Raw genomic sequence first — 21,594 nt, 5'->3', positions numbered from 1 at the left:
GGGAGTCGATAAAAAAAAACCGGGTGAAAATGTGAATTTTCGCTTGTCTATTTACAACTCGCACCCCGGTTTTTAGAGCAGAGCGGGTTCACGCATGGCACATTCCCAGGCGCAGTGCGCCGCGCTGGGCGAATGCGGATCGTCTCGCCATGCTGTCGTGAAACGATCCTGCGCGTCGATGTCCGCGACGAGGGGCGATGGCTGCCGGCATAATGCGCCGATGACCCATGGCATCCGACTGGTCGGCTTCGATGCCGACGACACGCTCTGGCGCAGCCAGGACTATTTCGACGAGGCGCAACTGGAGTTCGAGCGGATCGTCGGGCGCTATGTGGATCTGGCCGACGGCCGTGTCGCCGACGCGCTGTACGCGGTCGAGACCGCCAACATCGCGGTGTTCGGCTACGGCGTGAAAGGCATGGCGCTGTCGATGATCGAATCGGCGACCCAGATCACCGGCGGACGGATCGCCGCGGCCGATCTCCATCGCATCGTCGAAATGGCCAAGGCGCTGCTGCGGCACCCGGTCGAACTGCTGCCCGGCATCCGCGACGCGGTGGCGGCCGTGGCCGAGCGCTTCGACGTGGTGCTGATCACCAAGGGCGACCTGTTCCACCAGGAAGCCAAGGTACGCGACTCGGGCCTGTCGGACCTGTTTGGTCGCATCGAGATCGTCAGCGAGAAGGATGCCGCGACCTATGCGCGCGTGCTGGCCGAGTTCGATATCGATGCGCGGGCCTTCCTGATGGTGGGCAACTCGCTGCGCTCGGACATCGCGCCGGTCCTCGCCCTCGGCGGCTGGGGCGTCTACATGCCCTACCGCACGACCTGGGCACACGAGACCCTGGCCGACATCGTCGAAGGCCGCGAGCGCATGCGCGAGGTCGCCACGCCGGATCGTCTGCCCGAGGCAGTGGTCGACCTGGCGGCGCAGGCGATCGCATTGCGTTGAGCGCCTGACACACGCGCCGAACGGGCGTAACCGTTTCCAATTTGAATGCGTTGTTTACGCGGCATGGCGGCATCGGCGCAGCGCGCGAAATATTGCACGACGATTCATTTCGAACACGGCATGTTGGGGGCACAGGCCGCCGCGGTGGCGGCCGCGTCGTGAGGAGAGACCGATGCCATCCAACACCCTGACTCGCTGGATGTGGCCGGCCGCGTTGGCCACCGGCTTGGCCGCTACGCTGGCAGTGCCGACGCAGGCTCGCGCGAACGACGACCTCGTGCAGGTGATCGTGGACATTGCCGATGTCGTCATGCGGGGCGATACGGCCTACGACAGGCGCGGACGCTATCGCGACGACGATCGCCTGCGCGTGTCCTACGATCGCTACGGCCGGCCGGTGTACTACCGTACCGCGCCGCGCAGCTACGGCCGCCACCACCATGGTCCGCCGCGCTATGCCGCCGAGCGCCACCGCCACCATGAGCGCGCGCGTGGCCGGACCGAATGCGACCGCCGTGGCCGCTGCACCACGTACTACTACGATCCGCGCCAGGATCGGGGGCGTCGGGGCGGCTGGCGCTGAGGGCGTGATCGAGCATCAGCCCAACCGGGCGTGAGTCCAGCGATCGCCGCCTTCGGGCGGCGATCCGCGTTTCGGGGCTCGCCTCGTGGTCGTACGCGGCAAGGCCGATGGCGTCGCCGCAGGCTGCGATCAATCGGCGCGGTGCCGCGTGTCGTCGTTGCGCGGTACGTTGCGCAGGCTGTTCTCGGCGTCCTGGCCGACGCGCGTGGCCACGTGATCGAGTGCGATCCAGTAGGCGCCCAGGCCCAGTGCCACGACGCAGGCCACGATGCCCCAGCGCAGCATGCGCGGCGTGCGCGTGGTGGCTCGATGCGGCTCCATCTGCGGGTGTCCTCGCTTGCGGTGTTGGGCTATCGTCGGCTCTCGCGCGTCGCGGCGGCGTCGAAGCCGCGACACGATCCGACCTGATCCCGCCTCGAGTAACCGCCCGTGCGCCTGCCATCCGCTGCTGTGTGCCTGTCGTTCCTGCTGCTGGCCTGTGTCGCGTGTCCGGCATCGGCCCAGGATGCTGCAGCGGCCGCCGACTCTGCAGACGCTGTCGAAGACGCGGTGCCCGATCTTGGGACCGGCGACGCCTGGCTCGACACCTGGCTGGCGGATGTCGATCTGTATGCGGCGCGCTATCGGGACGCGTTCGTCGACGAGGTCGCGCGTTACCAGGTCGCGCCGCGGGCGCTGGTCGAACAACTGCTCGACGAGGCGGGCATGCGCGCCGGCGATGTCTACTTCGCCTGTGCCGTGGGTCGGGCGTTGGGGCGGTCCTGCCGGGAAATCGCCGCGCACTGGCGGCGCGATCGCAGCGGCGGTTGGGTCAGCGTGCTCGAGCGCCTCGATGTGCCGCCGGGCGGCGAGCCGGTCGTGCGGGTCAAGCGCGGCCTGGTGGCGAGCTATGACCGCTGGGCCCGACCGATCCGGCTCGATGCCTCCTTGCGGCGCGCGTTTCCCGACCGCGAGCCCTGACGACCACCGGCGCGCGGCCTGCGCGCGCCGGTGGCGACCTCAGCCGATGGCCAGCGTCTTGTTCTTGCGCTCGGCCAGGCGCTTTTCCAGGTAATGGATGTTCTGGCCACCCGCGTGGAAGCCCTGATCGCGCATGATCCGCTGCTGTAGCGGGATGTTGGTCTTGATACCGTCCACGACCATCTCCGACAGCGCCACGCGCATCCGGCAGATCGCCTGCTCGCGGTCGGCGCCGTGCACGATCAGCTTGCCGATCATCGAGTCGTAGTTCGGCGGCACCGCATAGCCTTCGTAGACATGCGTGTCGACGCGCACGCCCGGGCCGCCGGGGGCGTGGAAGTGCAGGATCGTGCCGGGCGAGGGCAGGAAGGTCTCCGGGTCCTCGGCGTTGATGCGGCATTCGATGGCGTGGCCGGTGAGCACCACGTCCTCCTGGCGGATCGACAGCTTGTGGCCCGAGGCGATCATCAGCTGCTCGCGCACCAGGTCGATGCCGGTCACCATCTCGGTCACCGGGTGCTCCACCTGGATGCGGGTGTTCATCTCGATGAAGTAGAAACGGCCGTTCTCGTAGAGGAACTCGAACGTGCCCGCGCCGCGATAGCCGATGCGGATGCACGCATCCACGCAGACCTTGCCGATCTGCGCACGCGCCTCGGGCGTGATGCCCGGCGCCGGCGCCTCCTCGACGACCTTCTGGTGCCGGCGCTGCATCGAGCAATCGCGCTCGCCCAGATGGATCGCGCCGCCCTGGCCGTCGGCCAGCACCTGGATCTCCACGTGGCGCGGGTTCTCCAGGAACTTCTCCATGTAGACCATGTCGTTGCCGAACGCGGCCTTGGCTTCCTGCTTGGTCGTGGCGATGGCGTTGACCAGTGCCGCTTCGGTGTGGACCACGCGCATGCCGCGCCCGCCGCCGCCGCCGGCCGCCTTGACGATGACCGGGTAGCCGATCTCGCGCGCGATCTTGACGTTGGTCGCCGGGTCGTCGCCGAGCGGGCCGCCCGAGCCCGGCACGCAGGGCACGCCGGCCTCCTTCATCGCGCGGATCGCCTCGACCTTGTCGCCCATCAATCGGATGGTCTCGGCCTTCGGGCCGATGAACACGAAGCCCGACTGCTCGACGCGTTCGGCGAAATCGGCGTTTTCGCTGAGGAAGCCGTAACCAGGGTGGATGGCCTGGGCGTCAGTGACCTCGGCGGCGGCAATGATCGCCGGCATGTCGAGATAGCTGCGGTTGGACGGCGGCGGGCCGATGCAGACCGACTCGTCGGCCATCGCCACGTGCTTGAGGTTGCGATCGACGGTGGAATGCACCGCGACCGTACGGATGCCGAGCGTGTGGCACGCGCGCAGGATGCGCAGCGCGATCTCGCCCCGGTTGGCGATGACGACTTTTTCAAGCATCGGGGCGGCCTCAGCCGATCACGAACAACGGCTGATCGAACTCGACCGGCTGGCCGCTTTCGCACAGGATCGCGACGACCGTGCCGGAGGTTTCGGCCTCGATCGGGTTGAACATCTTCATCGCCTCGATGATGCCCAGCGTGTCGCCAGCCTTGACCTGCTGGCCGACCGACACGAATGCCGGCTTGTCGGGCGCGGGCGAGGCGTAGAAGGTGCCGACCATCGGCGATTTGGTGACCTGGCCGGGCGGCAGGTCGTCGCCGGCCTTGGGCGTGCCGCCGGTGGCGGCATCGACCGGGGAGCTCATCGGCATGACAGGCTCGGGCGCGCGCGGAGCGGGGGCCGCCGGGGCCGGGGCATAGGCCACCGGCGCGGCCGCAGCCGAGGTGCGCGACAGGCGGACCGATTCCTCGCCTTCCTTGATCTCGATCTCGGTCAGGTTGGACTCTTCGAGCAGGTCGATGAGCTTCTTGATTTTGCGGAGATCCATGCGGGCCTCGTGGTTGTCGGCGGAATGGCGGGCAGGCTTACAGCGCGCGAAGCTGCTGCAACTGCCCGATGCGAAGACGGGTGGGGTCGATCAGGCACGTCAGGCGGGCGTCGTTGCGAGAGCTGCCGCCGATGGCGAGGGCGTAGACGGCGTCGCCATCCCGGCCGCGGAAGCGCTGCCAGGCGCTGTGTGCGTCCTGGAGCGCGGCGGCCGCGGCGTCGCAGGCGCCGTCGCAACCGGCGGGGGCCGCCATCGCCGCGACAGTGGCGGCCTGGGCGGCCTCGAGCGCCGTATCCAGGCGTACGGACTCGGCAGACATGCGCAATGCGGCACTGTCGGTCGACATCGGCTCGGCGCAATCGGCGTCGGTCAGCGTGTCGGCCGATGCCGACAGCGGCCAGGCGGCCGCGATGCACGCCAGCAGCACGGCAGGTGCGGCGCCATGGTGCGTCATGCGGCAGGCTCCAGCCTGCGCAGCGCGGCATCGAGGGCATAGCGGTAACTGTCGGCGCCGAAGCCGCAGACCACGCCGGTGGCCAGATCGCTGAAGTAGCTGGTGTGCCGGAATGGTTCGCGGCGATGCGGATTCGACAGGTGGATCTCGATGAACGGGATCGCGACCGCGGCCAGGGCGTCGCGCAGCGCGACCGACGTGTGGGTGAATGCCGCAGGGTTGAGCAGGATCATCGCGGTGCCGTCGCTGCGCGCCGCCTGGACCCGGTCGACGAGCACATGCTCGGCATTCGACTGCAGGCTGTCGATCGTGTGACCGGCGGCGGTCGCGCGCTCGCGCAGCATCGCGTCGATGTCGGCGAGCGTCGCATGGCCGTAGACCTCCGGCTCGCGCGTGCCGAGCAGGTTGAGGTTGGGGCCATGCAGGACGAGGATCGACGCCATCGGGCACCGGGTGCGGGAAGTGCGCGAAGTCTGCGTGATGTCTCCATTGCTGTCCAGTTCGCAGACGTTCGGCGATTTTAAACGGCCGTTTGATTTCGCCGCTCAGCGGGTGGCCCAGTCCTCGGTTTCCCCGTGCGCGAACGGGCCGATCCGCTGTTTGCGCACCCGCCCGTCGGCGTCGATCAGCACGGTGTAGGGCAGCACCCCGCGCGGATTGCCCAGACGCACGCCGGCATCGGCTGGCCCCGGAGCGTCGATCGCGATCGGGTAGGCGACCGGGATGCGCGTCAGGAACGCCTGTACGGCGTCGGCATCGTCGAGCGCGATGCCGAGCACTTGCACGCCGTCTGGGCCCTGTTGGCGGGCGAAGCGGTCGAGTTCGGGCATCTCCTCGATGCAGGGGCCGCACCAACTGGCCCACAGGTTCACCAGCAGCGGGCGCCCGTCATAGGCGTCGGGCAGTTGCAGCCGGCTGCCGTCGAGCAGCGCGATCTCGAAGCCGGGCACCGGCTCGCCGCGCCGGGCCACGGTCACGCCGGCGGGTGGCGGCTCGGCGGCGGCGAGCAGCGCATCGTTGTACAGACGCTGGCCGGCCTCGGTGCCGAGCAGCGGGCCGGGGCCGGACACGAACAGGCTGGCGAGCACGCCCAGTCCGCCGGCCACGATGGCGACCGCGATGATCGCCAGCGTGCCGCCACGCCGCGTCACTGTGCGGCGCCCGCGCGTTCGAGCGCGCTCGTCACCACCGCCTCGCTCAGCAGCGCCGGCAGCACCTCGCCATCGCCGCCGCCGCGCGGGTAGACCACGTACAACGGGACGCCGACGGCGCCGTGCGCCTCGAGGAACGCGCCGATCTGCGGGTCGACGTTGGTCCAGTCGCCGACCATGTAGGTCGCCCCGGACCGGGTCAGGGCCTCGAGGAACGCTGGCTGGGACAGCACGCGGCGTTCGTTGGCCTTGCAGGTCACGCACCAGTCGGCGGTCATGTTGACGAACACCGGCGTCCCGGCCTCGCGCAGTGCCTGCAGGCGTTGCGCCGAGTACGCGACCTCATCGTCCGTGTCGGTGGCCACTGCGCGGGGCGTGTCCGACGGTGCATAGCGCACCGCGTAGGCGGCCGGCAGCAGCGACACCAGCAGCAGGCCCAGCGCCAGCCCGCGCGAGACCGCACCGCCGGTCCAGCGACGCCGTTCGAACCACCACAGCGCGAGCGCGAACAGCACCAGACCGGCGAGCAGCAGCGTCATCGCGTTCACGCCCGACTGCCGTCCGAACACCCACAGCAGCCACAGCACGGTCAGATACATCGGGAACGCCAGCGCCTGCTTGAACGTTTCCATCCACGCGCCTGGCTTGGGCAGGCGATCGGCGAGCGCCGGCACCAGCCCGATTAACAGGAACGGCAGCGCCAGGCCCAGGCCCAGCATCAGGAACACCGCCAGCGCGAGTGTCGCGGGCGCGGCGAACGCGTAGGCCAGTGCCCCGCCCATGAACGGGGCGATGCACGGACTGGCGACCACGCAGGCCAGGACGCCGGTAAAGAAGTCGCCGCTGGGCCCGGTGCGCGCGGCCAGCGCCTGGCCGAGATTGCCGACCCGGCCCCCGAGTGTGAACACCCCCGACAGGCTCAACCCGACCGCGAACATCAGATACACCAGCGCAGCCACGAACCAGGGTTGCTGCAACTGGAAGCCCCAGCCCAGCGCCTGACCTGCCGCGCGCAACGCCAGCACCAGCAGGCCGACCGCCGCGAATGCGACCAGGACGCCGGCCGTGTACCACAGCGCATGTGCCCGGGCCCGCGCGCGACTGCCGCCGCTCTGCGCCAGGCCCAGCACCTTCAACGACAGGATCGGCAGCACGCAGGGCATCAGGTTGAGCACCAGGCCGCCGAGCAGCGCCAGCGCGAGCGCCGCCAGCAGGCCGGTGCGGGGCGCGGCGGGGGGGCGGGTGCGTGCGGCGTTGTCGGCGACCGCATCGCTGCCGGTCGCGGCGTCAGGGGCATCTTCGGACGAGGACGGTGCGGCCGGGGCGATGGCGGCAGGCACCTGGCTCGTCTCGGCGGCGTCCGTCGAGCCGGCATCGGCGACCGGGGGGGCTGCAGCCGGCGTGGCCGCAGCGGCCGTCGTCGTGCCCGCAGGCAGCGCCACCGGGACGCGACGGGTCATCGGCGGGTAGCAGATGCCATCGGTCTGGCAGCCCTGGAAGGTCGCCACCACCTCGACGTCGGCGGCATCGGGTCGACGGCGCAGCACCGGCAGCGGCACGTCGACCTGGTCGAAGTACACGGTCACCGCGCCGAAATGATCGTCGTGATGCGCCTTGCCGGTGGGCCAGCGTGGCTGGCCGGCGCGCAGACCCGACGCCCCCTCGATCGTGAAGCGATTGCGGTCCTGATAGAGGTAGTAGCCCGGCGCCGGGGTGAAGCGCATCAGAATGGTGTCGCCATCCTGCGCAATCGCCTCGAAGGCGAACGCGCGTTCGGCGGGCAGCGCATCGCCCGTCCCCGACAGCGCCCGCCCCAGCGCCGCAAAACCGGGGTCAGTGTCGCTTTTTGCAGCAGGCGCCGTCGCATCAGTTCGCGAGAAAACCGACGCTGACCCGGGTGTTGGTTGGGGGAGGGCGACTTGGAGGGTACGGGTCTGCGGGGGGTAGCAGATGCCGGCGTCGGCGCAGCCCTGGTACTTGACCTGCAGTGCGACGCGGCGTGTGCCGGCGGCCGGGTGTCCGTCCAGGGTCGCGATCAGCCGATCGCGGTAGGTTTCGACTTCGCCGAAGAATTCGTCGATGTGGCGGTGGCCATCGGGCAGCGCCAGCGTGCCGGCACCGAAGCTGCCGTCGGGCACCTGGGCCGCGGTGCGGTGTCGATACAGGTAGTAGCCGTCGGCGATCTTCCAGCGGATCTCGATCCGGTCGTGGGCGACCGCCGTGGCCGAGAGCGCCAGCGCGTCATCGACCGGCAGCACATCGTCGAAGTCGACGGCAGCGGCGGGCGACATCGTGCCCAGTAGCGCAGCCGCGAGCAGGCCATGCCAGGTGCGGGACGCCTGGCGGCGGAGGGGCGCAGCCTGGGATAGGAACGAGGCGGGGAAGAACGTACGCATCGCGGCAGTATCGCAGGCCGCCCCGCGCGATGCCCAACGCCAGGTTCAGTCCGCGTCGCCGGCCTCGATCGGTGCGGTCTCGGCCTCGACCCAGTGCAGGTAATCGGCCAGTCCGCCGGCGACCGGCAGCGCGACGAGCTCGGGGACGTCATAAGGATGCAGCGCCCGCAGCCGTTCGGTCAGCGCCTCGAGTCGGTCTGCGGTGGTCTTGATCACCAGCAGGACCTCGGCATCGGTCTGGACTCGGCCCTGCCAGCGGTAGATCGAGGTCACGCCCGGGACCAAACTGACGCAGGCGGCGAGCCGGGCATCGACGAGCGCGCGTGCGATGCGCTGGGCCGTGGCCTCGTCCGGGCAGCTGTTGAGGCAAGTCAGCACAGGCATCCGGCCAAGGTATCGGTTCGGTGTCCATCGTGCACGCGGTATGCACGACGCCGGCGCGACGCTGCGTTGGCCAGTCAGGGATGGTCTATCCCGCTGGTGGGCAGTCCACGCGGATCACGATTAGTGAACTCGCCGGTATACTTAATTTTCCTCCCCCCCTACGCTGTCTCGGCGGTCCACCATGCGCCTTCGCTCGTCTTTCGTTCTCGCTGCCGGTCTCGCGCTGGCCGCGCCGCTTGCCGCTCAGGCGGCTTCCCCCATCGATGTCGGCGTCGGCGCCTCGGCCACGCGCGAGAATGAGACTACCGCGGTCGTCACTCTGGCGTGGTTGCCCGAGTGGCGGCGCACCGCCCATGGTGTGCTGCGCTGGGAGTTGGGCGGCGTCTACATCCAAGCGCGCGGCGATACCCGTTTCGATCTCGACGAGGACACCGGCGTGATCCATGGTGGCGCACGCTACGAGCGCGACAATGGGTTCACCGCCGGCTTCGGCGTTGGTGTGCAGATCGGCGAGACCGATGCGCTGTCGGGCAATCCGCAGTTCGTGAGCACCATCGGCTGGCGTTGGCAGCGATTCTCGCTGCTGGCCCGCCACATCTCCAACGCCAGCATCAAGCAGCCCAACGACGGCGAGACGATGCTCGTTGCCGCCTGGCGCTTCCGCTGAACCACTGCTGGAACGCACACCGGCCCTGGCGCTGCGCCGGGGTCTCGCGTTTCAACGGCCTCAAGATTTTTCTGCGCGGCCCCTTGTAAAGCCGCAGCGCGCACCCATCTCCCGTCGCGTCCCTGGCTTGCCAGGGTGCGTGCGCCGCGCGTTCTGGCAGTCCCCATGGGCGAGTGCTAGAATTCGGGCCCGTTTTCTTCACAATCAATCACTTAGAGAGGGTTGGAATGAGCAATCTCAAGCCGCTGTACGACCGCGTCGTGGTCAAGCCCGTCGAGGCCGAAGAGAAGACTGCCGGCGGCATCCTGATCCCGGACAACGCCAAGGAAAAGCCCACCAAGGGCGAAGTCGTCGCCGTCGGCGAAGGCAAGGCCCTGGACAACGGCAGCGTGCGCGCGCCGAAGGTCAAGGTCGGCGACATCGTGATCTACGGTCAGTACTCGGGCAGCGCCTACAAGGCCGAGGGCATCGAATACAAGATCGTGAAGGAAGACGACATCCTCGCGATCGTTGGCTGATCGAAAGCGGGGGCGTCAGGCCTCGCGAGTGGGGAATCGAGGCGGTCAACGCCCATTTTCGCGCCTCGCGAATCGTCCGCGTCCTGCGCTTTTCCAAATCCCTAATCCCCTATTTCAATTCCGGAGTTTTCAATGGCTGCTAAGGAAATCCGCTTCGGCGAAGACGCACGCTCCAAGATGGTGCGCGGCGTCAACGTGCTCGCCAATGCCGTCAAGGCGACCCTCGGCCCGAAGGGCCGCAACGTCGTGCTCGAAAAGAGCTTCGGCGCGCCGACGATCACCAAGGACGGCGTGTCCGTCGCCAAGGAGATCGAACTGGCCGACAAGTTCGAGAACATGGGCGCGCAGATGGTCAAGGAGGTCGCCTCCAAGACGTCCGACAACGCCGGTGACGGCACCACGACCGCGACCGTGCTCGCCCAGGCGTTCATCCGCGAGGGCTCCAAGGCCGTCGCCGCCGGCATGAACCCGATGGACCTCAAGCGCGGCATCGACAAGGCGGTGCAGGCCGCCGTCGCCGAGCTCAAGAACCTGTCCAAGCCGACGGCCGACGACAAGGCGATCGCCCAGGTCGGTACGATCTCGGCCAACTCCGACGAGTCGATCGGCACGATCATCGCCGACGCGATGAAGAAGGTCGGCAAGGAAGGCGTGATCACGGTCGAGGAAGGCTCGGGCCTGGAGAACGAGCTCGACGTCGTCGAGGGCATGCAGTTCGACCGCGGCTACCTGTCGCCGTACTTCGTCAACAATCAGCAGTCGCAGACCGCCGATCTCGACGATCCGTTCATCCTGCTGCACGACAAGAAGATCTCCAACGTCCGTGACCTGCTGCCCGTCCTCGAGGGCGTGGCCAAGGCCGGCAAGCCGCTGCTGATCGTCGCCGAGGAAGTCGAGGGCGAGGCTCTGGCCACGCTCGTCGTCAACACCATCCGCGGCATCGTCAAGGTCGTGGCCGTCAAGGCGCCGGGCTTCGGCGACCGTCGCAAGGCGATGCTCGAAGACATGGCCGTGCTGACCGGCGGCACCGTGATCTCCGAGGAAGTGGGTCTGTCGCTCGAGAAGGCGACGATCAACGACCTGGGCCGCGCCAAGAAGGTGCAGGTCTCCAAGGAGAACACCACGATCATCGACGGCGCCGGCGACACCGGTTCGATCGAGTCGCGCATCAAGCAGATCAAGGCGCAGATCGAGGAGACCTCCTCGGACTACGACCGCGAGAAGCTGCAGGAGCGCGTGGCCAAGCTGGCCGGTGGCGTGGCGGTGATCAAGGTCGGCGCCTCGACCGAGATCGAAATGAAGGAGAAGAAGGCCCGCGTCGAAGACGCCCTGCACGCCACGCGCGCAGCGGTCGAGGAAGGCGTGGTCCCCGGCGGTGGCGTCGCGCTGATCCGCGCGCTGGCTGCGATCTCCGATCTCAAGGGTGCCAACGAAGACCAGAACCACGGCATCGCGATCGCGCTGCGTGCGATGGAAGCCCCGCTGCGCGAGATCGTGACCAACGCCGGCGAAGAGCCGTCGGTCATCGTCAACAACGTCAAGGGCGGGACCGGCAACTACGGTTACAACGCCGCCAATGGCGAGTACGGCGACATGGTCGAGTTCGGCATCCTGGACCCGACCAAGGTCACCCGCACCGCGCTGCAGAACGCCGCGTCGATCGCCGGTCTGATGATCACGACCGAAGCCATGGTCGCCGAGCTGCCGAAGAAGGACGAGCCGGCGATGCCGCCTGGCGGTGGCATGGGCGGCATGGGCGGCATGGATTTCTGATCCAGCGCCTGCGTCGTATCGCGACACCCCGGACCCCCGCGCAAGCGGGGGTCTTTTTGTTTGGGCCGGTCCTCCTGGGGCAGTGGCGGCATGGCGCCACCGCCCCGTCGGCGTCGCGTGTTGGGCGCCGTCACCCGCCATCGGCGATGCTGTCGCCATGACGACCACGATCGCCTCCTGGCTCCGCGCGCACCGGCGAGGGGTGCGCCTGGGCGTGACCCTGCTCGTGGCGCTGTATCTGCTGTATCTGATCGCGGCCAACGTGCTGCTCAACAGCGCGCTGGGCGAACGCCTGGTCAATCGCAAGCCCGAGCGCTACCACGCGCAGTGGTCCTGGGCGATGAGTCTGTATCCCGGACACATCCACGCGCGCGACGTGGTGATGGGCGGGCATGCCCGCACCAATCTGTGGACCGCCGCCACGCCGCGCGCCGACGGCCGGATCAAGCTGTTGCCGCTGCTGTGGCGCGAGGTCGCGTTCGGCACCATCCGCGCGCAGGATGTGTCGGTCCACGTCGCACGCACGCCGCACGACATGCCGACCACTGTGCGACCGGGCCATAAGCCCTGGACGTTGCGCTTCGATGCGATCACCACGCCGAGCCTGTTGCGCTTCGATTTCTACCAGGCCCGCGTGACCGGGCACGGCGACGCCCGATTCGTGTTCGAGAAGCAGTTGCAGGGCGGGCCGATGGCGGTCGGGCATTCGACACTGCGCATGCCCGACGCGACCCTGCGCGTGGGCGACGTGGCGCTGCTGCGCGAGGGCGCGCTGGACTTCGAGATCGCGATGCCGGCCCACATCCGGGAACAGGCGCAGGGCGTGGAGAAGCTGGTGCTGGTCGATCTGCGTCTGCGCGTCGACGGTCCGGCGCCGGGCGTTGACCTGGTCGCGCGCAACGACGACGCACTGCCGATCGGGACCGCTGCGAGCTCCGGACACCTGCGCGCTGACTTACGGCTCGAGCGCGGCGTCCTGATGCCCGGCAGCCGGCTGGACTGGTCGGCGCCGGTGTTCTCGCGCGGCGCGGACGGGACGGCGTTGCGCCATCCGCTGGGTGTCGCGCTACGGACCGCGCCCGATGCGATCGCGCTCGCGGCCCGGGTGCCGGCACCTTCGACCGGTACGCCCTGGCTGCGCGCGGACCTGCGCGTCGACGACCGCAGGCTCGGTCCGGACGACTGGCTGCGTCCTCTGCGTGCACTGGGCGGTACCGTGGAGACGCAGTGGCCGGCGGTGCCCCTGCGCTGGGTCGACGTGCTGCTCGACGACCTCGACTGGCTGTCCTTCGATGGACGGGCCGACCTCGAGGCTGCCCTCGCGCTGCAGCATGGGCAGCTGCGGCCCGGAAGCCGGATCGACGTGCGCGACGCGCGCGTGCGGGCCCGGGTGCTCGACAACCGACTCGAAGGGGCCGCGCATGCCACGATGCGCATGGAGGCGGCCGAGGACGAAGCGCCCCGGACCACAGTCGCGATCGAGATGGATCGCTTCACGTTGGCGTCCGAGGCCTCGCCTGAGCGTGTCGATCTGCGCGGGCGCGACCTGCGCCTGGATCTTGCATCCAGCGGCCCGCTGGCCGAATTCCACGAACGGCTGGAGGCGCGCCTGCGGTTCGACGATGCGCAGGTGCCGGACCTGCGCAGCTTCAACCGCTATCTGCCCGGGGACAGCGCACGCCTGCTGGGCGGCAGCGGACAGGCGAGTGGCGACCTGCGCCTGGACAACGCCGGCGAAATGGCCAGCGGGCGCCTGCAGGTGCGTGGCAGCGGGGTCCGGGTGGCGCTCGGGCCCTCGCGGCTGACCGGCGACGTGGCGCTCGACAGCCGCCTGACGCGGGCACAGAAGACAGGACGCCACTACACGATCGATTCGGTGGCCGCGCGCCTGGACGGCGTGCGGATGGAAGGCGAGTCGAGTGGGAAAGCGTCGCCGTGGTGGGCGCGTCTGGCGCTCGAGCAGGGCACGCTGCAATGGCGCGAGCCTTTTGAGGTGACCGGGCGCGGCCAGGTCGACATGCGCGACATCAGCGTGCTGCTGGGCCTGTTCGCCGAGCGTCGCGTGCTGCCGCGCTGGATCGGCAACCTGGTCGACGCCGGCCAGGTCCATGCGACGGGCGACTTGCGCATGCGCGACAAGGAACTGGTGTTCGATCGCATCGAGGCGCGCAATGATCGGGTCGATCTGAAGGCCAGGCTGCGGATCGACGACGGCCATCCTGCGGGCGATCTGTACGCGCGCTGGGGCGTGCTGGGGCTGGGCGTGGAGCTGCAGGGCGGCGAGCGCACGCTGCATATCGCCGGCGCCCGCGACTGGTACGAGGGGCGGCCGCCGCTACTGCCCAGGTGAGGCCGGGATGCGATGGTCGCAGATGCAACCGTCGCATTGCCGGGTTCGACGTGCTATCACTGGCGCCATGAACCGCGTCGCCGCCTTCTATCGTTGGTATTGGTTTCCCACGCCCCCGGCGGTGGAAGGCCTGCGCGTACCCTGACGATCTCGGTTCACACGCATCCCTGAAAGCCGCCAGCGACCCTGGCGGCTTTTTTCATGCCCGTTCTCCCGCTTTCTTCCAGGATCTTTCCGCATGCCCCCCCATACCGACGATCTGCGTATCCGCGACCTGCAGCCGCTGACACCTCCGATGCAGCTGTTGGCCGAGCTGCCCTGCGACGAGGCGATGTCATCGACGGTCACCGATGCCCGTGCGGCCTGCCATGCCATCCTCCACGGCCATGACGACCGCCTGATCGTCGTCGTGGGCCCGTGCTCGATCCACGACCCGGTCGCGGCGATGGACTACGCGCATCGCCTGCGCGCGCTGCGTGACACGCACGGCGATGCGCTGGAGCTGGTCATGCGCGTGTACTTCGAGAAGCCGCGTACGACGATCGGCTGGAAGGGGCTGATCAACGATCCCGATCTGGACGGCAGTTTCCGCATCGACCGCGGGCTGCGGCTCGCGCGCAGCCTGCTGCGCGACGTCAACGCCCTGGGCTTGCCGGCCGGCGTGGAGTTCCTCGACATCATCAGCCCGCAGTACCTCGCCGACCTGGTCGCGTGGGGCGCGATCGGCGCCCGTACCACCGAGAGCCAGGTGCATCGCGAGATGGCGTCGGGGCTGTCGTGCCCGGTCGGCTTCAAGAACGGCACCGGCGGCGACGTGCGCATCGCGGTCGATGCCGTCGGCGCGGCCTCCCACTCCCATCATTTCCTCGCCGTGGGCAAGGACGGCCGCTGCGCGATCGCCGCCACCGCCGGCAACCTGGATTGCCATGTGATCCTGCGCGGTGGCGTTCGGCCCAACTACGACGCGGCCAGCGTCGAGGCCGCGGCCCAGGTACTGGTCGCCAGCGGTCTGCGCCCGGCGCTGATGGTCGACGCCAGCCATGCCAACAGTGGCAAGAATCCCGACAACCAGCCCGCGGTGATCGCCGACATCGCCGACCGCATCGCCGCCGGCGAGCGGCGCATCATAGGGACGATGATCGAAAGTCACCTGGTCGCCGGCAAGCAGCCGCTCGCCCCCGGTCGGACGCTGACCTACGGCCAGAGCATCACCGATGGCTGCATCGACTGGGCCACGACGGTCGACGTACTCGACCGGCTGGCCGACGCGGTCCGGACCCGCCGAAGCCGGGCCGACGCGCAGGCTGCGTGACCGCCGCCTGGGCGACGTCAGTGCGCGCGATCGTGCGCTGACGCGCTCAAGCGGCGCTGCCGGCCGCCATGCCCGATGCCCAGGCCCATTGGAAGTTGTAGCCGCCCAGCCAGCCGGTCACGTCGAGAACCTCGCCGACGAAGTACAGCCCCGGCGCGTGCCGCGATTCGAGCGTGCGCGACGACACCGCCTGGGTGTCGACGCCGCCGAGCGTGACCTCGGCGGTGCGGTAGCCCTCGGTGCCGCTGGCGACCAGCGGCCAGGCCTGCAACAGCGCCGCGGTGTCGTGCAATTGCGCGGGTGTGTACTGCCGCATCGGCCGGCTCGCCAGCCACACCTCGCACAGCCGCTGCGCGAACCGGCGCGGCATCACGTCGGCCAGCACGGTCCGCAGTTCGGATGCCGGACGCTCGGCCTGCTGCGCCTGCAGCCACGCCAGCGCATCGCGGCCCGGCAGCAGGTCCAGGCGCAGGTCGTCGCCGGGCTGCCAATAGGAAGAGATCTGCAGGATCGCCGGGCCGCTGAGGCCGCGATGGGTGATCAGCATGCGGTTGCGGAACGTGGCGCCGTTGCAGCCGGCCTCGACGTCGAGTGCGACGCCCGACAGCTCGGCGAGCCGCTCTTGGTGCTTGCCGCTGAGGGTCAGTGGCACCAGGCCGGCACGCGTGGGGAGCAGGGCATGCCCGAACGCGCGTGCGATCTCGTAGCCGAAGCCGCTCGCGCCCAGGCTCGGGATCGACAGCCCGCCGGTCGCCACGATCAAGGAAGCGCAGTGCAGCGTGCCGATCGCGGTCTCGAGCCGAAAGCCGCCCTCGACTGCGCGCGGTAGCTGCACCGCGCAATGCGTGCGGACCTGCACACCAACGGCCTGCGCCTCGTCGAGCAGCATGCGCACGATCTGCTTCGAAGACCCATCGCAGAACAACTGCCCGAGCTCCTTTTCGTGCCAGGCGATCCCGTGGCGGTCGACCAGATCGATGACATCCTGCGGCGTGTAGCGCGCCAGCGCGGACTTGCAGAAGTGCGGGTTCGACGACAGGTACTGCGCTGGCGTGGTGCCGGTGTTGGTGAAGTTGCAATGGCCGCCGCCCGACATCAGGATTTTCTTGCCGACCTTGTTGGCGCGGTCGAGCACCAACACGCGGCGACCGCGCTGGCCGGCCGCGATCGCCGCCATCAACCCGGCCGCGCCCGCCCCCAGGACGATCACGTCCGGATCCTGGCGGGGCGGGGCGGCGAGGGCGGGATCGGACATCGGGGCGGCACGGCGGAGAGCGGGGGGCGCAGTCTAGGCGGTCTGCCGCCTCGACGCCTCGGCGGTGAGGCGGAGCGGTCTCCGCACGGCGCTCACACGGCGCTCAATAGGCTGCGCCATCTTCCTCGATGATGCAGCCATGGATCTCAAGAGCGGCTATCCGTTCTGGGCCGTCCGCAACGGCCTGATGCATGCATTCCCCAAGCTCGATCAGGACCTGCGGTGCGACGTGCTGGTGATCGGTGGCGGCATCACCGGGGCGCTGATCGCCGACGAACTGGCGGCGCACGGCCACGAGGTCGTCGTGCTCGAACAGCGCGATGTCGCCTGGGGCAGCAGCGCGGCGAGCACCGCGCTGCTGCAGTACGAGATCGATACCCACCTGGTGGACCTGGCGCAGCGCTACGGCGAGGACGACGCGGCGCTGGCCTACCGCGCCTGCGGCGAGGCGATCGACCTGCTCGCCGGCATCGCCCGCGACGTGCGCGACGTCGACTTCGAGCGTACCGGCAGCCTCTACTACGCCAGCCGGCAGCGCGACGTGTCGGCGCTGCGGGACGAATATGTTGCGCGTCGTCGGCATGGGTTCAACATTGAGTACCTCGACGGGCCCACGGTGCAGGCGCGCTACGGGTTCGAAGCGCCGGCCGCGTTGCTCAGCGCGCAGGCCGCCCAGGTCGATCCCTACCGCTTCGCCTCGCGGCTGTTGGCGCGGCTGGCCCGGCGGGGTGCCGGCGTCTACGACCGCACCCAGGTCGTGGACCTGCAGGCGCGCAGCCGCGACGTGCTCGCGACGACCGACGCCGGCACCCACGTCCGTGCGCGTCATGTCGTCGTCGCGGCCGGTTACGCCAGTCAGCACTGGCTGCCCAAGCGCGTGGCGCGCAACCGCAGCAGTTACGCCTTCGTCACCGATCCCTTGGACGACGCCTTGCCCGAGCGGCTGGCGCGGTTGCTGGTCTGGGAGACGGCGCGGCCGTACCTGTACCTGCGCACCACTGGCGACCGCCGCTTGTTGATCGGCGGCGAGGACGACGCGGTCGACGTGCCCGCCCGCCGCGATGCGCGCGTCGACAAGAAGGCGCACCGGCTGATGAAGCGGGTGCAGGCCCTCTGGCCGGCGCTCGATCTGCAACCGACCTTCGCCTGGGCCGGCACGTTCGCCGAAACCGAAGACGGCCTGCCGTTCTTCGGCCCGCATCCGGCGACCGGCCCGCGCGTGCATTACGCGATGGCCTACGGCGGCAACGGCATCACCTATTCGATGCTCGGTGCCGGCCTGTTGCGCGCCGGCATCGAGCGTCGTCGCCATCCGCTGGCCCGGTTGTTCGCGTTCGACCGGCTGGATTGACGCTCGCGCATCGCGCCGCCGATGATCCGGCCATGACCACCGCGCAGCCCTGGCACCTCTACCTGCTCGAATGCCGCGACGGCAGTTGGTATGCGGGCATTACCACCGATCTCGACGCGCGGTTCAGAGCGCATGCGACCGGCCGCGGCGCCAAGTACACACGGGCGCACCCGCCGGTGCGGCTGCTGGCCAGCCGGCCTTATGCCGATCGCGCCAGCGCTTCGCGCGCCGAATGGCAGCTCAAGCGCCAGCCGCGCGCCCGCAAGCTCGCCTGGCTGCAGGCGCAGCCGGGGCCGTAGCCCGACGCGGCCGGTCCGGGACGCCTTGGGCTCAGCGCGCGGCGCGCATGTCGCCGGTGTCGAGCCAGCGCTGGTGCCAGGACAGCGCCTCGGGCAGCAGGTGCGGGGTGTGCTTGCCGTAACTGTCGCGCAGCGCGCGCGCGAAGTAGTCCTCCAGCGCGTCGCGATAGTCCGGATGCGCGCAGCGGTCGATCAGCACCCGCGCGCGTTGCTTGGGCGAGAGCCCGCGCAAATCGGCCAGGCCGTACTCGGTGACGACGATCGAGACATCGTGCTCGGTGTGGTCGACGTGGCTGACCATCGGCACGATCGACGAGATCGTGCCGTTCTTGGCCGTGCTCGGACTCATGAAGATCGACAGAAAGCCGTTGCGGGCGAAATCGCCCGAACCGCCGATGCCGTTCTGCATGCGGCTACCCATGATGTGGGTCGAGTTGACGTTGCCGTAGATGTCGACCTCGACCATGCCGTTCATGCCGATGCAGCCCAGGCGACGGACGAGTTCGGGGTGGTTGGAGATCTCCTGGGTGCGCAGGACGATGCGCTCGCGGAAGAAGCCGATGTTGGCCTCGAAGCGCAGGCTGGCCTCCGGGCTCAGCGCAAAGCCCGTGCACGAGGCGCTGCGCAGCACACCCGATTCGAGCAGGTCGAGCATGCCGTCCTGGATCACCTCGGTGAACGCGGTCAGATCGCGGAAGCCGCTGTCGGCAAGATTGGCGAGCACCGCATTGGGGATGTTGCCCACGCCCGACTGCAGCGGTAGTAGCCCCTTGGGCAGCCGGCCCTTGGCCACCTCGTGCTGCAGGAACTCGATCAGGGACGCGGCGATGCGCTGGCTGGCCTCGTCAGGCGGGTTGAACGGGCTGTTGCGGTCGGGGGCGGCGGTGCGAACGACCGCGACGATCTTGTCCGGGTCGCAGCGCAGCGCGGTGTCGCCGATGCGGTCGTCCGCGTGTTCGAGCGGGATCGGGCGACGCTGCGGCGGCAGCGCGGTGCCGTAGTAGATGTCATGCATGCCCTCGAGCGCGAGCGGCTGCACCTCGTTGACCTCCACGATCACGCGCTTGGCCAGGTCCAGCCAGGTCTTGCTGTTGCCGACCGAGGTCGACGGCACGATGGTGCCGTCCTCGCGGATCGCCACCGCCTCGATCACCGCCACGTCGATATCGCCATAGAAGCCGAACCACGCGTGCTGGGCGACGTGGCTCAGGTGCGCATCGATGTAGGCCAGGCTGCCGTCGTTGATGCGGCGGCGCGCCTCGGGATCGCTCTGGAACGGCAGGCGCAGCGCGATGCCATCGACCTTGGCCAACGCGCCGTCGAGCTCGGGCGCGGTCGATGCGCCGGTCAGCAGCCGGATCTGGAACGGCTGCCCCGCCGCGTGGACCTGCTCGATGCGTGCGGCCAGCGCCACCGGTACCGCCTTGGGATAGCCCGAGCCGGTGAAGCCGCTCATCGCGACGGTCTGGCCCGGCTCGATCAGCGCGGCTGCCTGTTCGGGCGTGACGATGCGGCTGCGCAGGGCGGCGTTGCGGATACGGTCTTCGGTCATGACGGGCACAGTGGCGTTGAAGCCCCGATTATCGCGTGGGCGGCGGGATCGTGCAGGACCACGCGGCGCCGCGTGCGCTCGCTATAGTCGTGCCCCCGTCCGCGTCCGGATTCGCCATGTCGTCGTCTGTCGCCCGCACCTCGCTTCCCGCCGTCGCCTGCGCCGCAGGCGGCACCGGCGGTCATCTGTTCCCGGCCGAGGCGCTGGCACGGGAACTGCAGCGGCGCGGGCATCCGGTGGTGATCTACACCGAGCGTCGCGGCGCGGCCTACACCCAGGCACTGGCCGGGCTCGACCACGTCGTGCTGCCGGCGCGCAGCCTCGAAGGCGGCGTCACCGGCAAGCTTGCCGCCGGGTTTACGATCCTGCGTGCGGCCTGGCAGGCGCGCGGCGACATGCGCCGGCGCGGCGTCGGCCTGCTGGTGGGATTCGGCGGCTATCCCAGCTTCGCTCCCGCGCTGGCGGCGAGAAGCCTGGGTTGCCCGCTGCTGCTGCACGAGCAGGGGGCGCGGCTGAGTCTTGCCAACCAGAAGCTGCTGCGGCTGGCCGCCGGTGTGGCGACCTCGTTCCCGGCGACAGCCGGGCTCGACGGGTTCGATCCGATGCGCATCGTCGACACCGGCAACCCGGTGCGCGCCGCGATCCTGGCTGCGCGTGGCGACTATCCTGCGCTCGACGGCGATGCGCCGTTGCGGTTGCTGGTCGTGGGCGGCAGCCAGAGCGCGCGCGTGTTCGGCGAGGTCGTGCCGCCCGCGCTGCTGCGGTTGCCCGAGACGATGCGGCGTCGGCTGCACGTCTCGCTACAGATGAAAGGCGAGGGCGCCGACGCGGTCGAAGCCACGCTGCGTGCGGCCGGCATCGAGGCGACAGTCCGCCCGTTCTTCGACGATATGGGGGGGCGGCTGCGCGATGCGCATCTGGTCGTCACCCGCGCCGGCGCAACGACCGCGGCCGACCTGCTGACGGTCGGCCGCCCCGCGGTGATGGTGCCGATCCCGCAGGGCGGCTCGCGCGACGAGCAGCGCCGCAACGCCGAAGCCCTGGCCGCCGCGGGCGTGGGCTGGTGCATGCCCGAGGCCGAACTGAGCGCCGAGCGGCTCGCCGCGTTGCTCGAAGACGCGTTTGCGTCTGCGACGGCGCTGCCGGACGCGGCGCGCGCGGCGGCCGGGCTCGGGCGACCCGACGCCGCGTCGGCGCTCGCCGATCTTGTCCAGACGACGCTGGGCGTCGCGCGCGCCGGGACCTCGCGGATTGCCCCTCCTGCGCCCTGAGCCTGAATGCGCGGGGGTTGGTGAACCCGTCAGTATCGTTTTGCACTGCAGCGTGCATCCGCTTCGCCAGTCTTCCAATATCGCCCCGCACCCGACGTGGGGGAGGGAGCAAGCCCGTAACCGGTTCGCCGGAAGCGGGCTTTTTTTTGGTTCATCGCTGAATCCGGGGAAGGCTGCGCGGATCTTCAGGAAGAAGTACTCCTGATCGCGGTACCCGTAGGCACGGCGCTTGATGACCTTGATGGTGTTGTTGATGCCTTCAACGATGCTGGTGTTGAGTCGATGCCGGCAGCGCGACACGATTCCATGCAGGTAGGCTTTGAGCTTGGCCGCGAAATGGGCCAGCGCGGCAATCCCACTGGATTGGGCCTGCTCCAGCCAGTGCTCCCAGGCCCGTTGGGCGCAGCTGGGATGCTGGTAGAACCACAGTCGCTTGAGCTCATCGCGCATGAGGTAGGCGGTGAGCAGG

The 21,594-nt window shown here is 69.4% G+C and carries 21 protein-coding genes and 1 pseudogene; 11 read left to right on the top strand and 11 right to left on the bottom strand.

Annotated elements, in window-relative coordinates; translation table 11 throughout:
* Positions 1–220: 220 nt before the first annotated feature.
* On the top strand, positions 221–952 hold the full coding sequence (locus tag ABE488_RS17090; protein ID WP_346449601.1) for an HAD family hydrolase: 732 nt from the start codon (positions 221–223) through the stop codon (positions 950–952).
* A 172-nt stretch (positions 953–1,124) separates the two neighbouring features.
* Positions 1,125–1,535 carry a hypothetical protein gene (locus tag ABE488_RS17085; RefSeq protein WP_346449599.1) on the top strand — a complete coding sequence of 137 codons (411 nt, stop codon included), beginning with the start codon at positions 1,125–1,127 and terminating at the stop codon, positions 1,533–1,535.
* 129 nt (positions 1,536–1,664) lie between these two features.
* Here the strand turns inward: ABE488_RS17085 and ABE488_RS17080 are convergent, their stop codons facing one another.
* A complete protein-coding gene (locus tag ABE488_RS17080; RefSeq protein WP_346449597.1) occupies positions 1,665–1,856 on the bottom strand; it encodes a hypothetical protein in 192 nt (63 codons plus the stop codon).
* Positions 1,857–1,964: 108 nt separating this feature from the next.
* On the opposite strand from ABE488_RS17080, the gene ABE488_RS17075 reads away from it, so the two are divergent.
* Positions 1,965–2,495 (top strand): hypothetical protein, encoded by a 531-nt coding sequence (locus ABE488_RS17075; protein WP_346442886.1) that lies wholly within the window; start codon positions 1,965–1,967, stop codon positions 2,493–2,495.
* A 39-nt stretch (positions 2,496–2,534) separates the two neighbouring features.
* On the opposite strand, the gene accC is transcribed toward ABE488_RS17075, so the two are convergent.
* The 7 genes from accC to cutA form a co-directional block, all read right to left on the bottom strand.
* Positions 2,535–3,902 carry an acetyl-CoA carboxylase biotin carboxylase subunit gene (gene accC, locus ABE488_RS17070; RefSeq protein ID WP_346442887.1) on the bottom strand — a complete coding sequence of 456 codons (1,368 nt, stop codon included), beginning with the start codon at positions 3,900–3,902 and terminating at the stop codon, positions 2,535–2,537.
* A gap of 10 nt (positions 3,903–3,912) precedes the next feature.
* Positions 3,913–4,392: an acetyl-CoA carboxylase biotin carboxyl carrier protein gene (gene accB / locus ABE488_RS17065; RefSeq protein WP_346442889.1), complete on the bottom strand. Its 480-nt coding sequence runs from the start codon at positions 4,390–4,392 to the stop codon at positions 3,913–3,915.
* Between the two features lie 37 nt (positions 4,393–4,429).
* Positions 4,430–4,846 carry a lysozyme inhibitor LprI family protein gene (locus ABE488_RS17060; protein ID WP_346449595.1) on the bottom strand — a complete coding sequence of 139 codons (417 nt, stop codon included), beginning with the start codon at positions 4,844–4,846 and terminating at the stop codon, positions 4,430–4,432.
* Positions 4,843–5,289: a type II 3-dehydroquinate dehydratase gene (gene aroQ / locus ABE488_RS17055; protein WP_346449594.1), complete on the bottom strand. Its 447-nt coding sequence runs from the start codon at positions 5,287–5,289 to the stop codon at positions 4,843–4,845. Before aroQ ends, ABE488_RS17060 begins: the two co-directional genes overlap by 4 nt.
* Positions 5,290–5,391: 102 nt before the next feature.
* Positions 5,392–5,997, bottom strand: coding sequence for a TlpA disulfide reductase family protein (locus ABE488_RS17050; protein WP_346449592.1), 606 nt, complete (start codon positions 5,995–5,997; stop codon positions 5,392–5,394).
* The gene (locus tag ABE488_RS17045; protein ID WP_346449602.1) at positions 5,994–8,288 is read right to left on the bottom strand and encodes a protein-disulfide reductase DsbD; all 2,295 of its coding nucleotides are present in this window, start codon (positions 8,286–8,288) and stop codon (positions 5,994–5,996) included. The genes ABE488_RS17050 and ABE488_RS17045 overlap by 4 nt, the downstream gene beginning before the upstream one ends.
* Before the next feature lie 150 nt (positions 8,289–8,438).
* On the bottom strand, positions 8,439–8,777 hold the full coding sequence (gene cutA / locus ABE488_RS17040) for a divalent-cation tolerance protein CutA (protein WP_346449590.1): 339 nt from the start codon (positions 8,775–8,777) through the stop codon (positions 8,439–8,441).
* A gap of 181 nt (positions 8,778–8,958) precedes the next feature.
* Between cutA and ABE488_RS17035 the strand changes: the two genes are divergently transcribed.
* The 5 genes from ABE488_RS17035 to ABE488_RS17015 all read left to right on the top strand — a co-directional run bounded on the left by ABE488_RS17035 (position 8,959) and on the right by ABE488_RS17015 (position 15,397).
* A complete protein-coding gene (locus ABE488_RS17035) occupies positions 8,959–9,444 on the top strand; it encodes an acyloxyacyl hydrolase (protein ID WP_346442899.1) in 486 nt (161 codons plus the stop codon).
* A gap of 227 nt (positions 9,445–9,671) precedes the next feature.
* Positions 9,672–9,962: a co-chaperone GroES gene (groES, locus tag ABE488_RS17030; protein ID WP_183427860.1), complete on the top strand. Its 291-nt coding sequence runs from the start codon at positions 9,672–9,674 to the stop codon at positions 9,960–9,962.
* Positions 9,963–10,094: 132 nt separating this feature from the next.
* Complete coding sequence (gene groL / locus ABE488_RS17025) at positions 10,095–11,735, top strand: chaperonin GroEL (RefSeq protein WP_346442902.1); 1,641 nt, start codon at positions 10,095–10,097, stop codon at positions 11,733–11,735.
* A gap of 157 nt (positions 11,736–11,892) precedes the next feature.
* Complete coding sequence (locus ABE488_RS17020; RefSeq protein WP_346449588.1) at positions 11,893–14,085, top strand: hypothetical protein; 2,193 nt, start codon at positions 11,893–11,895, stop codon at positions 14,083–14,085.
* Between the two features lie 238 nt (positions 14,086–14,323).
* Positions 14,324–15,397 (top strand): 3-deoxy-7-phosphoheptulonate synthase, encoded by a 1,074-nt coding sequence (locus ABE488_RS17015; RefSeq protein WP_346449586.1) that lies wholly within the window; start codon positions 14,324–14,326, stop codon positions 15,395–15,397.
* Between the two features lie 46 nt (positions 15,398–15,443).
* Here ABE488_RS17015 and ABE488_RS17010 read toward each other — a convergent pair whose 3' ends face one another.
* Positions 15,444–16,652, bottom strand: coding sequence for an NAD(P)/FAD-dependent oxidoreductase (locus ABE488_RS17010; RefSeq protein ID WP_346449584.1), 1,209 nt, complete (start codon positions 16,650–16,652; stop codon positions 15,444–15,446).
* Between the two features lie 139 nt (positions 16,653–16,791).
* On the opposite strand from ABE488_RS17010, the gene ABE488_RS17005 reads away from it, so the two are divergent.
* Together ABE488_RS17005 and ABE488_RS17000 are read left to right on the top strand one after the other, a co-directional pair.
* The gene (locus tag ABE488_RS17005) at positions 16,792–18,003 is read left to right on the top strand and encodes an FAD-dependent oxidoreductase (protein WP_346449583.1); all 1,212 of its coding nucleotides are present in this window, start codon (positions 16,792–16,794) and stop codon (positions 18,001–18,003) included.
* A 32-nt stretch (positions 18,004–18,035) separates the two neighbouring features.
* The gene (locus ABE488_RS17000) at positions 18,036–18,302 is read left to right on the top strand and encodes a GIY-YIG nuclease family protein (RefSeq protein ID WP_346442911.1); all 267 of its coding nucleotides are present in this window, start codon (positions 18,036–18,038) and stop codon (positions 18,300–18,302) included.
* 31 nt (positions 18,303–18,333) lie between these two features.
* Here the strand turns inward: ABE488_RS17000 and ABE488_RS16995 are convergent, their stop codons facing one another.
* Positions 18,334–19,854 (bottom strand): acetyl-CoA hydrolase/transferase family protein, encoded by a 1,521-nt coding sequence (locus ABE488_RS16995; RefSeq protein WP_346449581.1) that lies wholly within the window; start codon positions 19,852–19,854, stop codon positions 18,334–18,336.
* 116 nt (positions 19,855–19,970) lie between these two features.
* Here ABE488_RS16995 and ABE488_RS16990 point away from each other — a divergent pair, with 116 nt between their 5' ends.
* Positions 19,971–21,125, top strand: a complete 1,155-nt coding sequence (locus tag ABE488_RS16990; RefSeq protein WP_346449579.1) for a UDP-N-acetylglucosamine--N-acetylmuramyl-(pentapeptide) pyrophosphoryl-undecaprenol N-acetylglucosamine transferase — start codon at positions 19,971–19,973, stop codon at positions 21,123–21,125.
* 162 nt (positions 21,126–21,287) lie between these two features.
* On the opposite strand, the pseudogene ABE488_RS16985 reads toward ABE488_RS16990, so the two are convergent.
* Positions 21,288–21,594 (bottom strand): annotated as a pseudogene (locus ABE488_RS16985) (transposase); the annotation flags it as partial.

Source organism: Luteimonas sp. TWI662, assembly GCF_039673825.1.
Taxonomy (GTDB): Bacteria; Pseudomonadota; Gammaproteobacteria; order Xanthomonadales; family Xanthomonadaceae; genus Luteimonas.
The sequence above is the reverse complement of the archived record's forward strand: the minus strand, read 5'-3'. Positions and strand labels throughout refer to the sequence as shown.

Excerpts from the sequence above, each read along its gene's own strand:
- ABE488_RS17090 (WP_346449601.1), top strand. The coding sequence starts at position 221 with ATGACCCATGGCATCCGACTGGTCGGCTTCGATGCCGACGACACGCTC.
- ABE488_RS17085 (WP_346449599.1), top strand. The coding sequence starts at position 1,125 with ATGCCATCCAACACCCTGACTCGCTGGATGTGGCCGGCCGCGTTGGCC.
- ABE488_RS17080 (WP_346449597.1), bottom strand. The coding sequence starts at position 1,856 with ATGGAGCCGCATCGAGCCACCACGCGCACGCCGCGCATGCTGCGCTGG.
- accC (WP_346442887.1), bottom strand. The coding sequence starts at position 3,902 with ATGCTTGAAAAAGTCGTCATCGCCAACCGGGGCGAGATCGCGCTGCGC.
- accB (WP_346442889.1), bottom strand. The coding sequence starts at position 4,392 with ATGGATCTCCGCAAAATCAAGAAGCTCATCGACCTGCTCGAAGAGTCC.
- ABE488_RS17060 (WP_346449595.1), bottom strand. The coding sequence starts at position 4,846 with ATGACGCACCATGGCGCCGCACCTGCCGTGCTGCTGGCGTGCATCGCG.
- aroQ (WP_346449594.1), bottom strand. The coding sequence starts at position 5,289 with ATGGCGTCGATCCTCGTCCTGCATGGCCCCAACCTCAACCTGCTCGGC.
- ABE488_RS17045 (WP_346449602.1), bottom strand. The coding sequence starts at position 8,288 with ATGTCGCCCGCCGCTGCCGTCGACTTCGACGATGTGCTGCCGGTCGAT.
- cutA (WP_346449590.1), bottom strand. The coding sequence starts at position 8,777 with ATGCCTGTGCTGACTTGCCTCAACAGCTGCCCGGACGAGGCCACGGCC.
- ABE488_RS17035 (WP_346442899.1), top strand. The coding sequence starts at position 8,959 with ATGCGCCTTCGCTCGTCTTTCGTTCTCGCTGCCGGTCTCGCGCTGGCC.
- groES (WP_183427860.1), top strand. The coding sequence starts at position 9,672 with ATGAGCAATCTCAAGCCGCTGTACGACCGCGTCGTGGTCAAGCCCGTC.
- groL (WP_346442902.1), top strand. The coding sequence starts at position 10,095 with ATGGCTGCTAAGGAAATCCGCTTCGGCGAAGACGCACGCTCCAAGATG.
- ABE488_RS17020 (WP_346449588.1), top strand. The coding sequence starts at position 11,893 with ATGACGACCACGATCGCCTCCTGGCTCCGCGCGCACCGGCGAGGGGTG.
- ABE488_RS17015 (WP_346449586.1), top strand. The coding sequence starts at position 14,324 with ATGCCCCCCCATACCGACGATCTGCGTATCCGCGACCTGCAGCCGCTG.
- ABE488_RS17010 (WP_346449584.1), bottom strand. The coding sequence starts at position 16,652 with ATGTCCGATCCCGCCCTCGCCGCCCCGCCCCGCCAGGATCCGGACGTG.
- ABE488_RS17005 (WP_346449583.1), top strand. The coding sequence starts at position 16,792 with ATGGATCTCAAGAGCGGCTATCCGTTCTGGGCCGTCCGCAACGGCCTG.
- ABE488_RS17000 (WP_346442911.1), top strand. The coding sequence starts at position 18,036 with ATGACCACCGCGCAGCCCTGGCACCTCTACCTGCTCGAATGCCGCGAC.
- ABE488_RS16995 (WP_346449581.1), bottom strand. The coding sequence starts at position 19,854 with ATGACCGAAGACCGTATCCGCAACGCCGCCCTGCGCAGCCGCATCGTC.
- ABE488_RS16990 (WP_346449579.1), top strand. The coding sequence starts at position 19,971 with ATGTCGTCGTCTGTCGCCCGCACCTCGCTTCCCGCCGTCGCCTGCGCC.